The organism is Frigoribacterium faeni (assembly GCF_007988805.1).
Taxonomy (GTDB): domain Bacteria; phylum Actinomycetota; class Actinomycetes; order Actinomycetales; family Microbacteriaceae; genus Frigoribacterium; species Frigoribacterium faeni.
In genome coordinates this window covers 130,728-144,499 of the sequence record NZ_BJUV01000004.1, presented here as the reverse complement: position 1 = coordinate 144,499, position 13,772 = coordinate 130,728, and the positions used below count along the sequence as shown (strand labels likewise).

11 protein-coding genes are annotated in these 13,772 nt (G+C 72.8%); 3 read left to right on the top strand and 8 right to left on the bottom strand.

Annotation, left to right across the window (positions count from 1 at the left end; genetic code table 11):
• Positions 1-43 precede the first annotated feature (43 nt).
• Positions 44-355, bottom strand: coding sequence for a 50S ribosomal protein L21 (gene rplU / locus FFA01_RS03415; protein WP_146853013.1), 312 nt, complete (start codon positions 353-355; stop codon positions 44-46).
• A gap of 86 nt (positions 356-441) precedes the next feature.
• Between rplU and FFA01_RS03410 the strand changes: the two genes are divergently transcribed.
• Together FFA01_RS03410 and FFA01_RS03405 are read left to right on the top strand one after the other, a co-directional pair.
• The gene (locus FFA01_RS03410) at positions 442-1,092 is read left to right on the top strand and encodes a hypothetical protein (protein ID WP_146853011.1); all 651 of its coding nucleotides are present in this window, start codon (positions 442-444) and stop codon (positions 1,090-1,092) included.
• 65 nt (positions 1,093-1,157) lie between these two features.
• Entirely contained in the window at positions 1,158-1,871 is a 714-nt protein-coding gene (locus tag FFA01_RS03405; protein WP_146853009.1) for an SGNH/GDSL hydrolase family protein, read from the top strand.
• Positions 1,872-1,919: 48 nt separating this feature from the next.
• Here the strand turns inward: FFA01_RS03405 and FFA01_RS03400 are convergent, their stop codons facing one another.
• The 7 genes from FFA01_RS03400 to FFA01_RS03370 all read right to left on the bottom strand — a co-directional run bounded on the left by FFA01_RS03400 (position 1,920) and on the right by FFA01_RS03370 (position 12,257).
• Complete coding sequence (locus FFA01_RS03400) at positions 1,920-2,393, bottom strand: DUF779 domain-containing protein (RefSeq protein ID WP_146853007.1); 474 nt, start codon at positions 2,391-2,393, stop codon at positions 1,920-1,922.
• The gene (gene exaC / locus FFA01_RS03395; protein WP_146853005.1) at positions 2,393-3,934 is read right to left on the bottom strand and encodes an acetaldehyde dehydrogenase ExaC; all 1,542 of its coding nucleotides are present in this window, start codon (positions 3,932-3,934) and stop codon (positions 2,393-2,395) included. The genes FFA01_RS03400 and exaC overlap by 1 nt, the downstream gene beginning before the upstream one ends.
• 220 nt (positions 3,935-4,154) lie before the next feature.
• Entirely contained in the window at positions 4,155-5,498 is a 1,344-nt protein-coding gene (locus FFA01_RS15860) for a GAF domain-containing protein (protein WP_167627274.1), read from the bottom strand.
• Positions 5,499-5,731: 233 nt separating this feature from the next.
• Entirely contained in the window at positions 5,732-7,090 is a 1,359-nt protein-coding gene (locus FFA01_RS03385) for a hypothetical protein (RefSeq protein ID WP_146853003.1), read from the bottom strand.
• 195 nt (positions 7,091-7,285) lie between these two features.
• Positions 7,286-7,621, bottom strand: a complete 336-nt coding sequence (locus tag FFA01_RS03380) for a TraR/DksA family transcriptional regulator (RefSeq protein ID WP_244289675.1) — start codon at positions 7,619-7,621, stop codon at positions 7,286-7,288.
• Complete coding sequence (locus tag FFA01_RS03375) at positions 7,618-8,640, bottom strand: glutathione S-transferase family protein (protein ID WP_146853001.1); 1,023 nt, start codon at positions 8,638-8,640, stop codon at positions 7,618-7,620. The genes FFA01_RS03380 and FFA01_RS03375 overlap by 4 nt, the downstream gene beginning before the upstream one ends.
• Before the next feature lie 161 nt (positions 8,641-8,801).
• Positions 8,802-12,257 (bottom strand): DNA polymerase III subunit alpha, encoded by a 3,456-nt coding sequence (locus tag FFA01_RS03370; RefSeq protein ID WP_146852999.1) that lies wholly within the window; start codon positions 12,255-12,257, stop codon positions 8,802-8,804.
• Between the two features lie 112 nt (positions 12,258-12,369).
• On the opposite strand from FFA01_RS03370, the gene FFA01_RS16380 reads away from it, so the two are divergent.
• Positions 12,370-13,671 (top strand): FUSC family protein, encoded by a 1,302-nt coding sequence (locus FFA01_RS16380; RefSeq protein ID WP_167627273.1) that lies wholly within the window; start codon positions 12,370-12,372, stop codon positions 13,669-13,671.
• Positions 13,672-13,772: the final 101 nt, after the last annotated feature.

Below are 13,772 nucleotides of genomic sequence, written 5' to 3'. Positions count from 1 at the left end.
TTTTTGTGTGCCATGTGTTCTCAGCTCCTGATGTTCGACGGTGCTACTTGGTCGTGATCGAGGTGATCTTGACGCGGGTGAGGTCGGCACGGAAGCCCATGCGACGCTTGTACCCGGTCTTGTTCTTGTAGTTCTGGATGACGATCTTCGGGCCGCGGAGGTCGTTCAGGACCTCGCCCTGGACGGTGACCTTCGCGAGGTCGTCGCCGGAGAGGATCGTGTCGCCGTCGACGTGCAGGACGGGGACGAACGAGACGGTGTCGGCAGACGAGGCCTTGAGGCGATCGACGGTCAGAATCGTTCCGACCTCGACCTTCTCCTGACGGCCGCCGGCGCGCACGATTGCGAAAGCCATGGGTGCTCCAAAGTCTGGGGGTGTGACGCCCGGACTGCCGGGCGACGTCGTGGTGCCGTGATGGCAACTTGGATAGTCTTTCACAAATGTCACGACCGATCAAACTTCGCCGGCCCCCGCAGTTCACCGCCGAGATCGTCGACGACGCGCGCGAGCGCCTCATCGACCTGCTGGACGACCTCAAGCGGTTGACGACCGAGCACGCCGACGACATCGAGGTGTGGGGCTCGGCGGTGACGACGGCGGGCTGGGAGATCGCGAGCCTCGGCCAGTGGCTGGGACTCGAGGGCGAGGCGGTGCTGCTGCTGGGCGGCGCCTCCTACCCCGAGATCGCCGAGCACCAGGGCACGAGCGCATCGGCGGTCTACGCCCGCGTCGGCCGGTCGCTGACCCTGGCCCCGTACGCGCAGGCGTCGGGCGCGGACGGCGCCACCACGCGGGTGTCGGCCGAGGGTCTCGACCACGCCCGAGCGGAGTACCTGCAGGAGGCGCGGGTCGGCGAGGCGGGCGCGCCCGGTGACGCAGGCGCCGACGTCGGCGACTCCCTCGCGGACCGCATCCCCGAGATCCTGCGGGGCGGGGAGCTGCGCACCACGGAGATCGTCGCGGCGCTGCCGGACTACCGTCGCAGCAGCGTGCTGTCGACGCTGAGCGTGCTCGCGCGGCAGGGTCGTCTGGCGCGCGTGGGCCACGGCGTGTACGCCCTGCCCGACGGTCGCACGGCGTCCGGCGGCTGACGTCGGCGTCGACGCGCCGAGGGTCCGTGACCGGGCGGGTCGAGATCATGACCTAGGCTCATTGAATGGCCTCAGGACACCGCCCGCGACCGAAGCGATCACGAGGCAGCGGCGCGATCCCGTACATCGGACTCGCGGTCCTCGCCGTCGCGGCCGTGGCGCTGACCGGTGTGGCGCTCTCGTCCGCACGTCCCTCCGGTGGCGGCACGTCGGGGGCTGCCCCGTCGGCCAGCGAGAGCCCGTCTCCGGTGACGGTCTCCATCCTCGGTGATTCGCACGCCGCCGCGGCCGACGGCTGGTGGCGGCAGACCGTCGGGGCCGGAACGGTCGACGGTGTCCGCGAGGGCGCCTTCGAGGCCTACGAGGGCGCGACGGCCTCCGCCCTCACCGAGCATCTCGACGCGGCCACGGCCGACGGAGGGCTGGTCGTCGTGCAGGCCGGGACGTACGACCTCGAGGCCGGCCGCACGGCCGGCGAGACGGCCACCGACGTGGCCGCCCTGTGGCAGGGCGTGCTGGACCGCGGCGCAACGCCGGTCGCCGCCCTCCTGCCGCCGTCCGGGGACCGCGGCGAGGAGACCGACGACGTCAACCGGCGGCTCCGCGACGGGGCCGCCGACCGCGGGATCGACGTGCTCGACCTCACGACGGCCGTGCAGGGCGGCGAGGGCGACTGGAAGTCCGGGCTGACCGACGACGGCGTGCTCGCGAACGCGACCGCCGCCGCCCGCATGGCGCAGGCGGCGGACGAGCAGCTGGGCGCACTCGCCGGGCGGTGACCTCGAGGCCGCCGTGCGCGTCGTCCTCCGCCCCGTCGGCGCCCTGCCTCAGCCCGTCGTCTCGACCAGGCCCAGGGCCGCCAGCTCGGCGTCGTCGAGCATGCGCGACCTGATCAGGAAGCGTCTGCCCTCGGGCGACTCGATCGAGAACCCCGCACCGCGACCGGCGACGACGTCGATCGTCAGGTGCGTGTACTTCCAGTACTCGAACTGACTGCGCGACATGTAGACCTCGATCGGATCGATCCCGTCGACCTGGAGGTCGCCGAGGTGGACGTCGACCGCGCCCACCCGGAAGAAGCCGACCGGGTAGCACATCGGCGACGAGCCGTCGCAGCAGCCGCCCGACTGGTGGAACATCAGAGGTCCGTGCTGCGCCGTGAGGGCCACGAGGAACGCCGCGGCGTCCGGCGTGACGTCGACCCGGGAGGGGGTGGCGGCGACCGCCCCGGAGGCCGGGGCCGGCGCGTCCGCGCCGACCCGTGCCTCCTCGGCTCGCGTGCTCGTCTGCTCGGGCGTCATCAGAAGAAGCCCATCGGACCGTCCGCGTAGCTGACCAGCAGGTTCTTCGTCTGCTGGTAGTGGTCGAGCATCATCTTGTGGTTCTCCCGACCGATGCCCGACTGCTTGTAGCCGCCGAACGCCGCCCCCGCCGGATACTGGTGGTAGGTGTTCGACCAGACGCGGCCGGCCTGGATGTCGCGGCCGGCGCGGTAGAGCTGGGTCCCGTTGCGGCTCCAGACGCCGGCGCCGAGGCCGTAGAGGGTGTCGTTGGCGATCTTGATGGCGTCGTCGTAGTCGCTGAAGCTGGTGAGCGACAGGACGGGTCCGAAGATCTCCTCCTGGAAGATGCGCATCGAGTTGCGGCCCTCGAAGATCGTCGGGTTGACGTAGTAGCCGTCGGTCAGGTCGCCGCCGAGGTCGGCGCGATCGCCGCCGAGCAGGAGCCTCGCGCCCTCCTGCTTGCCGATGTCCATGTAGCTGAGGATCTTCTCGAGCTGGTCGTTGGACGCCTGGGCGCCGATCATCGTGTCCATCGAGAGCGGGTCGCCCTGCTTGACCTTCTTCACCCGCTCGACGCCGTCGGCCGTGAACTGGTCGTAGATCGACTGCTGCACGAGGGCCCGCGACGGGCAGGTGCAGACCTCGCCCGAGTTCAGGTTGAAGAACGAGAAGCCCTCCAGGGCCTTGTCGTAGAAGTCGTCGCGTTCGTCGGCGACGTCGGCGAAGAAGACGTTGGGGCTCTTGCCGCCGAGCTCGAGCGTCACCGGGATGAGGTTCTCGCTCGCCATCTGCATGATCAGGCGGCCCGTGGTGGTCTCGCCGGTGAACGCGATCTTGCGGATGTTCGGGTGGCTCGCCAGGGGAGCGCCGGCCTCGACGCCGAAGCCGTTGACGATGTTGAGCACGCCGGCGGGCAGCAGATCCTTGATCAGGTCCATGAAGACGTGGATCGACGCCGGGGTCTGCTCGGCCGGCTTCAGCACGACGCAGTTGCCCGCCGCCAGGGCCGGGGCGAGCTTCCAGACCGCCATCAGCAGCGGGAAGTTCCACGGGATGATCTGCCCCACCACGCCGAGCGGCTCGTGGAAGTGGTACGCGACGGTGTCGCCGTCGATCTCGCCCGTCGAGCCCTCCTGGGCGCGGATCGCGCCGGCGAAGTAGCGGAAGTGATCGATCGCCAGCGGGACGTCGGCGGCGAGGGCCTCGCGGATCGGCTTGCCGTTGTCCCAGGTCTCGGCGACGGCGAGCATCTCGAGGTTCGCCTCCATCACGTCGGCGATCCGGTTGAGGATCAGCGCGCGCTGGGCGATCGTCGTCTTCTTCCACGAGTCGAACGCCCGCCATGCGGCCTCGACGGCCTTGTCGATGTCGGCCGCGTCGCCCCGGGCGACCTCCGTGAAGACCTTGCCGTTCACGGGGCTCGGGTTCTCGAAGTACCGCCCGCTCGCCGGGGCGACGTACTCGCCGCCGATGAAGTGGTCGTAGCGGGGCTTGAAGCTGACCTTCGCGTCGGGTGAACCCGGTGCCGCGTAGGTGTTCGGAGGGGTGGTGACGGTCATGGCTGTCCCTTTCGACGTCGTTGTCGGGTCGGCGGCGGGGTCGGCCGCCGGATCGGCGGCGGGGTCGCCGCCGCTGTGCGGCACAGTAGGGCCGGCGGGGTTGCGTCGGGTTGCGGGGCCGGGGGATCCGCGGAACTCGGATGCCTGGCACCCCGGTCGGGCGCTCGGTGGTGCGGTCAGCCGGGCGCCCCGCACCTCGGGCGCGCGCTCCTCCGTGCGGTCAGCGAGCGTCGTCGAGCCGTCGCCGCTCGAGGGTCTCGAGACGGGTCACGACCCCGGGACGGCGCGGCGAGTGCGGGGCGAGACGGCGCAGCAGCTCGCGCAGCACCCTCTCGTCGTCGTGTCCGGTCGGCGCGTCGGCGAACGCGACGAGCGTCTCGGCCGAGCCCGAGACGAGGACGGCGTCGCGGAGGGCCGCCCGGGTCTCCTCGCGCAGCTCCACGACCCCGGGAGCGGTCGACGACGGCAGGGCCGGTCCGCGGTCGCCCCGCACGGCCGCCCGGTGCGCCCCGCGGCCGACGAGCGCCGCCTGCTCGTCGAGGTCGAGGCCGATCGGCCGAGGCGACCGGTAGGGCCGCGACAGGGGGACGAGAGACGGGTCGACGGCCTCGATCACGTGCCGCAACCGGACCATCTCGGGGCGGAGGGTCGTGACCGCGTCGACGTCGCCGTAGACGGCGTCCGCGAGGTCGGCGGCGCCGTACCCCTCCGACCGGTGGGCGAGCAGCAGCATGATCTCGGAGTGACGTGCGCTCAGCACCACCCGGCGTCCGCCGACGGCGAGGACGGCGTCGTCCCGGCCCAGGACCGACAGACGGGCCAATGCCGGAGTCCGGTCGGGGGAGACGGCGCCGACCGCATCCGCCGCGGCCGTGGTCGGGCCAGTGGCCGTGGGCGTGGCCGGGGCGCGGACGGGCCGACGAGGACGGAGGGAGGCGCGGGTCGGGGTGAGGGCGCGGGCGTCGCCGTCCGCCGCCCACCTCAGGAGGGCGAGGTGCGCCTCCACGGCCGCCACCGTCGCGGCAACCAGGGGCAGGGTCTGCGATCCGGCGGCGCGCTCGTCGCCCGTGATGTCGAGCACCCCGATCACGTGCCCGTCGGCGGGGTCGTGGATCGGGACGGCGGTGCAGCTCCAGGCCTGGACCCGGTGGTTCCAGTGCTCCTCGCCGCGGATCTGCACCCCGTGGTCGAGGACGAGCGCGGTACCGGGCGCGGACGTGCCGACCCGCGCCTCCGACCAGCCCGCCCCGGCGACGAACAGCATGCTCTCGGCCTGGCGGCGCGCCGTGGAGTCGCCCTCGACCCAGAGCAGGCGGCCGCGCTCGTCGCCGACCGCCACCAGCAGGCCGGAGCCCTCGGCGTCGTCGACCCGCAGACGGCGGATGACGGAGAGCGCCGACGCGAGGGGATGGTCGAGCCGCCAGTCGTCGAGGTCGTCCTCGGGGAGCTCGAGCACGGGGAGGCCGTCGGGGTCGAGCCGGCGCCGGGTCGCCCGATCCCACGAGTCGCGGACCACGCGGCGGACCGGGGCTCCGTGGGGGGAGCCGCTCGCGGGAAGCGTCATCGCGCACCAATCGTCGTCGATCGGGGCGAGAGCGCCGGAGGTGCGGCGCCGTCGCCGTGGTGGTGCTCAGCGTACGGCCGCGGGGCTCCGCGGGGAAGGGCGCGCGGCGACGGCGACTCCTGCCTGGCGTCGTCCCGCGGTCGCCGGCCCGCGCAGAACCGGTGAGGACCTCGACGCGCGCGGCGGCACGGAGGAGTCGCCGACGCGCCTCCGCCCCTCGACCGCCCCGGCCGTCAGCGCTCGAGCGGCGCCACGGCGTTCCACGCGTCCGCCGCGAGCGTGCGCAGGGCGGCGTCCTCGTCGGTGTCCGTCGTCCGAGCGGGGAGCTCGAGCGGGCCCGGCTCGACGACGAAGTCGGCCTCGCCTCGTCCGCTCCGCACGGTCACGGGCAGGCCGGGCTCGAGGTGCGGGGCCGCCGCGGTGAAGACCGCGCGGAGCGAGTCGTCCGTGGCGGCGGCCACCTGGATGGAGAGCTCGCCGTCGACGAGCGACGCCGCATCGACCCCCGCGACGTCGACGAGGGCGTCGAGGAGGTCCACGCCGCTGCGGAGATCGGCGGAATCCGCGCCGACCGCGGCGAAGGTCCCGATCGCCGTGGCGTCGTCGGCCGGCCGGGCCAGCACGTCGATACCCGGGATGTCGTCCGATTCGGCCATCGCGGCGGCGGCGGCGAGGGCATCCGCCCCGCTCGTCGTCCGGACCTCGAGCGTGGACGCCGAGAGCTCCGCTCCGGTGACCTCGACACGCGACTCCGCGGCGGCGAGCAGACCTTCGACGCGGTCGAGCGGCCCGTCCACCGTGCGGACCACGCCGCCCGCGGTCACACGGACGTCGTGGGACGACGCCTCATCCGCGAGGAGTCCGGCCACGGCGCGCCCGTCGTCCCGGTCGGCCAGCGTGAAGGCCAGGCGCTCCGGCCCGATGTCGGCGGCCGTCACCTCCGCGGCGGACACCACGGAGTCGTACGCGGCGCGGACCTCGGGATCGACGTCGCCCGAGTCGCTCCGGACCGTGACGTCGCCGGCGGTGGCGGCGACGGGCGCCCCGGCGAATCGCGGGTCGTCCGCTCGCGCAGCCGCGAGTGTCTCGAGGGCCGCGAAGGCGTCACCCTCGCTCCGTTCGGCGACGAGGCCGAGCTGGTCGCCGGCGTCGTCGTCCACCGTGATGGACGTGAAACCGCCGAGGGGTCTCACCAGCGCCACGAGGTCGAGCGTCGTCTGATTGCCGGAGCGCGACGGGGACACGGGGAACGCCACCGGGCCGACGACCGCCTCCATCGACCTGACGTCGAGGGAGCCGGACTCGTTGTCCACCCACCAGGCGCCCATCTCGTCGATGATCCTCCGGAGGTCCGTCGCGTCGGCGTCCGCCTCGATCTCGACGCGACCGTCCATCGACCCTGTGAACGGCAGCGGGTTCTGGCCGTCGCCCCTTGCGCTGATCACGCCGGGGAGCGCCTCCATGTGCTCCTGGAACCGGCTGCCGGAGGCACTGCCGGCGTTCACCGGGCCGCACCCGACGAGCGCCGCGGCGACGAGCGTTCCGAGGAGAGCGGCCGGGACCGACCGGTGAGTGTTCGTCGAGTTCAACACCGTTCGACCCTAGGGCAGGAGGGGATCGAGCGGCGGTCGGTCGGTTACTCCTGGGTGGTGTCGCGCGCCCGGGCGACGGCCCGCATGACTCCGCCGAGCGGGCTCGGGCGCGCGGCAGCAGGCAGGAGTAGTCGACCGCGGGCGGCGCCCACCGGCCCCCGCTGGACTCACCCCCGGACGTCGAGGAGGCGCGGGTCAGCGAGCGCAGTCGATGCAGAGCCGAGCGGTCGGCCGGGCCTCGAGTCGGGCGCCGCCGATCCGCGCGCCACAGCGCTCGCAGCGACCGAACGTGCCGTCGCCGATGCGGTCGAGCGCGGCGCTCGCGTCTCCGGCACGTTCGAGCGCCGAACGCCGGATGGCGTCGAGCTGCGACCGCTCGTAGGCGATCGTCGAGCCCTCCGGATCGTGCTCGTCGTCGACGTTGGCCGACTCGCGGGCCTCGGCCACCGCCTCCATGTCCCGCTGCAGCCGGTCGGCGAGGGAGAGCGCGTCGTCGCGGATCGCCTCGAGTCGAGCGACGGGCTCGATCACGAGACGGCGAGCGGCGGCACCTCTTCGCCCGAGCGGGGCGGTGCCGGAGGGGTCCCGTCGCCGAAGGGACGGCCGCCGAGCTGCTCACGACCGTGCGGGGTCAGCCAGCCGGACTCGTCGGGTCCGGCGGGCACGATCCCGGTCGGGTTGATGTCGCTGTGCACGACGTAGTAGTGCTTCTTGATCTGGTCGAAGTCGATCGTGTCGCCGAATCCCGGTGTCTGGAAGAGATCGCGGGCGTAGGCCCAGAGCACGGGCATCTCGGCGAGCTTGTCGCGATTGCACTTGAAGTGCCCGTGGTAGACGGCGTCGAACCGGGCGAGCGTCGTGAACAGTCGGATGTCGGCCTCGGTGATCGTGTCGCCCACCAGGAACCGCTGGCCGGCCAGACGGTCGGACAGCCAGTCGAGCCGCTCGAACAGCGTGCGGTAGGCGCGCTCGTAGCTCTTCTGCGACCCGGCGAACCCGGCGCGGTAGACACCGTTGTTGACGTCGCGGAACACGACGGCGTTGACCTCGTCGATCTCGCCCCGCAGAGCCTCGGGGTAGAGGTCGGGCGCGCCCTCGCGGTGGAACTCGGTCCACTCGGTCGCGAAGTCGAGCGTGATCTGCGGGAAGTCGTTGGTGACGACCTTGCCGCTCGGGACGTCGACGATCGCGGGGACGGTGATGCCGCGCGGGTAGTCGGGGGTGCGGGCGAAGAACGCCTCCTGCAGCCGCTCGATGCCGAGCACGGGGTCGCGGCCGTCGGGGTCGAGGTCGAAGGTCCAGCTGCGGGCGTCGTGCGTGGGACCGGGGAGCCCGAGCGAGATGGCGTCCTCGAGCCCGAGCAGCCGCCGCGAGATCACGCTGCGGTTGGCCCACGGGCAGGCCCGTGCGGCGACGAGGCGGTAGCGACCCGCTTCGACGGGCCAGCCGTCGGTCGCGTCGCGCGTGATGCGGTCCTCGATGTAGTTGGTGTCGCGCGTGTACTCCTGGCCGGGCTCGACGTAGGTGCCCTGTGCGTGCTGCTCGCTCATTCCGCCACCCTACGCACGACCCGGCGGCAACTCCTGACGGGTGACGCGGATCGGCGCGACACGCCGGGCGAGCGGTGCGGGCGGGGGCGGCAGGGAGGAGTTGCCGACGGGTGGGGGAGGGGCGGGTGCGGCGGCGGTGCGGTGCCGGCGCGGCGCGGCGGTCAGCGGTCGCCGACGGCGAGGGTCGAGGAGGCGCGGGTCGCGTTCCACTCCCGCCACATCGCCTTGAGATCCCAGGCGTTCTCGGCCTCGAGCGAGATGCCGCGCTCGCCGGTGCGACGGGTGCGCCCCTGGATGAGCATCAGCTGCGTGCCGAACAGCAGCGATCCCGCCCGCTGCTGCGCCTCGTCGAAGAACGTCGAGTCGGAGCAGCCGCTGCCGTCGTCGAGGCTGATGAACACGACGCGTCGGCCGCTGCGCATCGGCGGGGTCTGGGTGGCGATGCGGATGCCGGCGACCAGCACGGTCGTGCCGTTCCAGTGGTCGCGCAGATCGGCCGCCCGGACGACGCCGAGGTCGTCGAGCATCGGCCGGTAGCTCTCGATGACGTGCTCGCTGACCTCCATCGAGAGGATGTCGAGCTCGTCGCGCACCCGCTGCTGCCTGTCGACGTCGGGTGAGCCGGTCGGGACGGGGTCGTCGATCGAGAAGTCGAGCTGGTTCTCGACGTCGGCTGGCCGGGGGCGCGACGAGCGACTGGTCAACGCCCGGACCCGGGCCAGCACGTCGCCCCGGCTCCGCCCCGGGCCGGCGAGCGAGTCGAGCGCGCCGACCTGGGCCAGCCGCTCGAACAGCGACCGGGACGGCGTCGCCCGCTGCCAGAAGTCGGTGATCGAGTCGTAGGGGCGGTTCGCGACCACGCGGGCGAGCTCGGCGTCGCTGATGCCGTGCACGTCGACGAGGGACAGGCGGATGCCGAGATCGCCGGTGCGGGTCGGGGCGACGGGGGTCGCGGGGGCGCGGAGGCGTTCGACGCGGTAGACGTCGGTCGAGGCGTTGACGTCGAGCGGCAGCACGGGGATGCCCATCCGGCGGGCCTCGGTCAGCAGGAGCCGCTTCGGGTACATGCCGGGATCGTGGGTGAGGATGCCGGCGAGGAACTCGGCCGGGTAGTGGGTCTTCAGCCAGGCGCTCTGATAGGTGGGCAGGGCGAAGGCGGCCCCGTGCGCCTTGCAGAAGCCGAACGAGCCGAAGCCCTTCAGCACGGCCCAGATGCGGTCGACGTCGGCGTCGGTGAACCGACGCCGGCCGGTCTCGGGGTCGATGTTGCCCCGGGTGCGGGTGCGGAACGTCGTCTCGATGGCGTCGTCGTCTCCTTTGCCCATGTGCCGGCGGATCTCGTCGGCCTCGGCGAGCGAGACCCCCATGGTCGCCTCGAGGATCCTCAGGACGTGCTCGTGGTAGATGACGACGCCGTAGCTGTCGTCGAGGAACGACGCGAAGCTCGAGTGCACGTAGTCGGGCTGCTGGAACCCGTGCTTCGTGTCGAGGAACGGGGCGATCATGTTGCCCTTCATCGGCCCGGGGCGGAACAGCGAGATGTCGGCGATGAGGTCGGCGTAGCGGTCGGGCTGCATCTTGCCGATCAGCTCGCGCTGCCCCGGGCTCTCGATCTGGAACATGCCGAGGGTGTGCGTGGTGCGGATCGCCGCGAACGTGGGCTCGTCGTCGTGCGGGATCTCGTCGAGCTCGATGCGCCCCTGCCGGTTCACGTAGCGCACGTCGACCGGCAGCGCGCCCGCCACGGCCGTGCGGGAGCCGTTGACCCGCTCGATCTCGTCGAGGGCGTAGGCGAGCGAGCTCTGCATGCGGACGCCGAGCACGTCGAGCTTGAGCAGCCCGGCGTCGTTCATGTCGTGCTTGTCGAACTGGCTCATCGGCAGCCCGATGCCGCTCGGCTGCACGGGCGTCATGCTGAGCAGGTCGGAGTCGCCGAGGATCACCCCGCACGGGTGCATCGAGATGTGCCTCGGCAGCCGGTCGAGCCGCTCGCTGAGATCGACCAGCAGATCGATCTGCGCGTCGTCGCGCGCCAGCTCGGCGATCTCGCGCAGCTCGGGCTTCTCGGCCAGGGCGGTGCGCAGGTCGCGGGCGTTCGAGCGCCAGACGTTCTTCGCGACCAGGTCGATCTGCTCGTCGTCGAGCCCGAGGGCGAGCCCCGCGTCGCGGACGGCGCCTCGCCCGCGGTACGTCGACTGCATCGACATCAGGGTCACCCGGTTGCTGCCGTAGCGGTCGAAGATCGCCCGGTAGACCTCGTGGCGTCGGGCCGACTCGACGTCGATGTCGATGTCGGGCAGCGTCTCGCGCTTGTTGCCGAGGAAGCGTTCGAACAGCAGGTCGTGCTCGATCGGGTCGACGTTCGAGATGCGCAGCAGGTAGGTGATCAGGCTGCCCGCCCCCGATCCGCGGGCGGCGTTGCGCACCCGCATGTCGCGCATCATCTTCGACACGTCGGCCACCGTGAGGAAGTACCCGGCGAAACCGAACCCCGTGATGATGCCGAGCTCGTAGCGCATGCGCTCGTCGACCTCGCGGCGCAGCGCCCGGTCGGCGTCGCCGAACCGCTCGGTGACCCCGGCCTCCGCCCGACGGAACAGCACCTGGTCGGGGTCGCCCTCGACGCCGATCGCACTCGGCTCGGGCACCTTCGGCCGCCCCCAGCCCAGGTCGGCGGCGGGGTCGAGCCGGCAGCGGTCGGCCAGGCGCTCGGTCGCGGCGAGCATCTCGTCGGCGGCGCTGCGGGGCAACGAGGAGGCGTCGGCCACCATCCGGGCGATCTCGCGCATGTCCTCGGCCGGTTTGAGGAACGCCTGGGCGTTGGGCTGCGGTCGGAACCGGCCGAGCGCGGCGAGGTGGCCGGCGGAGTCGAGGACGTCGGCCGTGACGGCCTCGTCGGGGTCGAGGTAGCGCACGGCGTTGGTCAGCACCGCCGGCACGCCGACGTGGTCGGCCAGCTCGAGCATGCGGGCGGCATGGCGGATGCTGCGGCTCTCGCCCGGCTCGGTCAGATGGCAGACGACCTCGACCACCACGCCGCCCGGAAGCGTCGCCGCCCAGTCGGCCAGCGACGCGGCCGCCTCGCTGTGCCGGCCCGCCTGCACCAGTCGCCCCACGTCGGAGTCGGGACCCAGCAGCACCGTCGCCGACGGCGTCGTCTCGCCCTGCACGAAGGCCCGCACCCGCGACCGGCCGATGGTCGCCGCGCTGTGGGCGCTCCCGCTCATCTTCTTCGTCGCCCGGCCGTGCGCGGCGCTGATCAGACGGCAGAGCGCCGCCCAGCCCGCCCCGGCGGGGCCGCCGTCGATCGAGCCGTGCGCGAGCACCACGATGCGGTCGACCGAGGCGCCCTGCCCGCCCGACGCGCTCCGTGCCTCCTCGGCGCCCGATGCCCCGGAGCGATCGTCGCGGCAGCCCAGCTCGACGCCCACGATGGGGTCGATGCCCGCCTCGCGACACGCGCCGATGTGCCGGATCGCCCCGTAGAGCCCGTCGCGGTCGGTGATCGCCGCGGCATCGGCCCTGCGCCCGGCGGCGACCTCGACGAGAGCCCGCGGCTGGGCGGTCCCGTGGTGGGCGCTGAACGCCGACGCGACGCGCAGATGAGTGAAACGCATGATTCGTGCCTCGTGCTCCGAACCCCCGGCCAGGTCAGTTCGAACAGATGTTCGATCAGTGTACGTGCTCGACGGGGCGACGGCATCGCCTCCGGGCTGTCATCATCGAGGGATGCCCGACCGCCGATCCGTCCTCCGCCGAGAGGCCAGCACCGCGAGTCGATGGACGCGCCTGATGATCTCCCAGCCGCGGCTCCTGCTCGCGGTCAAGACCGCGCTCGCCGCGGCCGTGGCGTACTGGATCGCACCGCAGGTGCCGGGCGTCGCGGCGGAGTACCCCTACTACGCGCCGCTCGGCGCCGTGATCGCGATGTACCCGACCATCAAGTCGTCGCTGCGGCAGGGCGTGCAGGTGCTCGTCGGCGTCGTGACGGGCATCGCGCTCGCCTCGCTCGTCTTCGCGCTCCAGGACGGCAGGCCCGGCGTGCTGTCCGTCGCGCTGCTGGTCGGGGTCGGGGTCGTCCTCGCCGGCATCCGCTGGCTCGGGGCGGGCCGCGACTGGGTGCTGACCGCGGGACTGTTCGTGCTGCTGCTCGGCGGGGCGGACGCCGAGGCGTACTCCCTCGGCTACATCGTGCAGCTCGGCGTCGGCGTGGTGGTCGGCGTCGTCGTCAACGTCGTGCTCGTGCCCCCGCTCAACACCTCGCGCGCCGACGACCGGCTGCGTCGCGTACGGCATTCGCTCGCCGACCGCGCCGACGAGATCGCCGGCGTCTTCGAGACGACCTGGCCGATCGAGGACGACGACTGGGAGCGCCGCGTCGGCGTGCTCCCGAGCACCCTCCGTCGGGTGCGCGACGCCGTGCAGTACGCCGACGAGTCCCGCCACATGAACCCGCGCTGGCTCCTCAAGCGGCGCGACCTGGCGGGGGAGTACGCCGAGCTCGCGGTCTTCGAGCGCGTCTCGTTCCACCTCCAGGACATCGCCGAGGTCTCGGGGATCCTCGGCCGGCGCATCGGCCGCCAGATCGGCATGCCCGACCTCCTGGCGCCCGACGTGGCCCGCGCGGTGCACGCCGTCGCCGAGGTCATCCGCCGGCACGGCGCCGCCGAGACCGCCGCCGCCACCGACGCTCCGGCCCCCGACGCCTTCGTCACGGCCCGTCGCCGCATCGCCGACCTCTGGGACGCCATCGACACGCATCGCGACCGACCCACCACCGACACCAGTGGCGGCGTCTCGATCGCCGTCTCGCTCGGCCGCATCGTGGCCGCCCTCGACCCCGACGACATGACGGCGCCGCGACCGGACGACGCCGACGCCGAGGAGGCGCGCGCGGCATCCGACGGAGCCCACGACGGCGAGGTGGGCGGCACCGACAGCACGGGGCCGCGCTCCGACGCCTCGGCGCCCCGCGACACCGCGCCGCAGGACACCGTCCGCCCTGACCACCCCGACGGCGACACCCGCTGACCGGGGTTCGGCGCTCGCCGCCCAGGAGCAGTACGGTTGACCGGGCACCGACGCCGAGACGCGACCCGTGCCCTGAGCGGCCGGGGCGGTCGACGGGAATG

Excerpts from the sequence above, each read along its gene's own strand:
- FFA01_RS03405 (WP_146853009.1), top strand. The coding sequence starts at position 1,158 with ATGGCCTCAGGACACCGCCCGCGACCGAAGCGATCACGAGGCAGCGGC.
- FFA01_RS03375 (WP_146853001.1), bottom strand. The coding sequence starts at position 8,640 with ATGAGCGAGCAGCACGCACAGGGCACCTACGTCGAGCCCGGCCAGGAG.
- FFA01_RS03370 (WP_146852999.1), bottom strand. The coding sequence starts at position 12,257 with ATGCGTTTCACTCATCTGCGCGTCGCGTCGGCGTTCAGCGCCCACCAC.
- FFA01_RS16380 (WP_167627273.1), top strand. The coding sequence starts at position 12,370 with ATGCCCGACCGCCGATCCGTCCTCCGCCGAGAGGCCAGCACCGCGAGT.
- FFA01_RS15860 (WP_167627274.1), bottom strand. The coding sequence starts at position 5,498 with ATGACGCTTCCCGCGAGCGGCTCCCCCCACGGAGCCCCGGTCCGCCGC.
- FFA01_RS03410 (WP_146853011.1), top strand. The coding sequence starts at position 442 with ATGTCACGACCGATCAAACTTCGCCGGCCCCCGCAGTTCACCGCCGAG.
- exaC (WP_146853005.1), bottom strand. The coding sequence starts at position 3,934 with ATGACCGTCACCACCCCTCCGAACACCTACGCGGCACCGGGTTCACCC.
- FFA01_RS03400 (WP_146853007.1), bottom strand. The coding sequence starts at position 2,393 with ATGACGCCCGAGCAGACGAGCACGCGAGCCGAGGAGGCACGGGTCGGC.
- rplU (WP_146853013.1), bottom strand. The coding sequence starts at position 355 with ATGGCTTTCGCAATCGTGCGCGCCGGCGGCCGTCAGGAGAAGGTCGAG.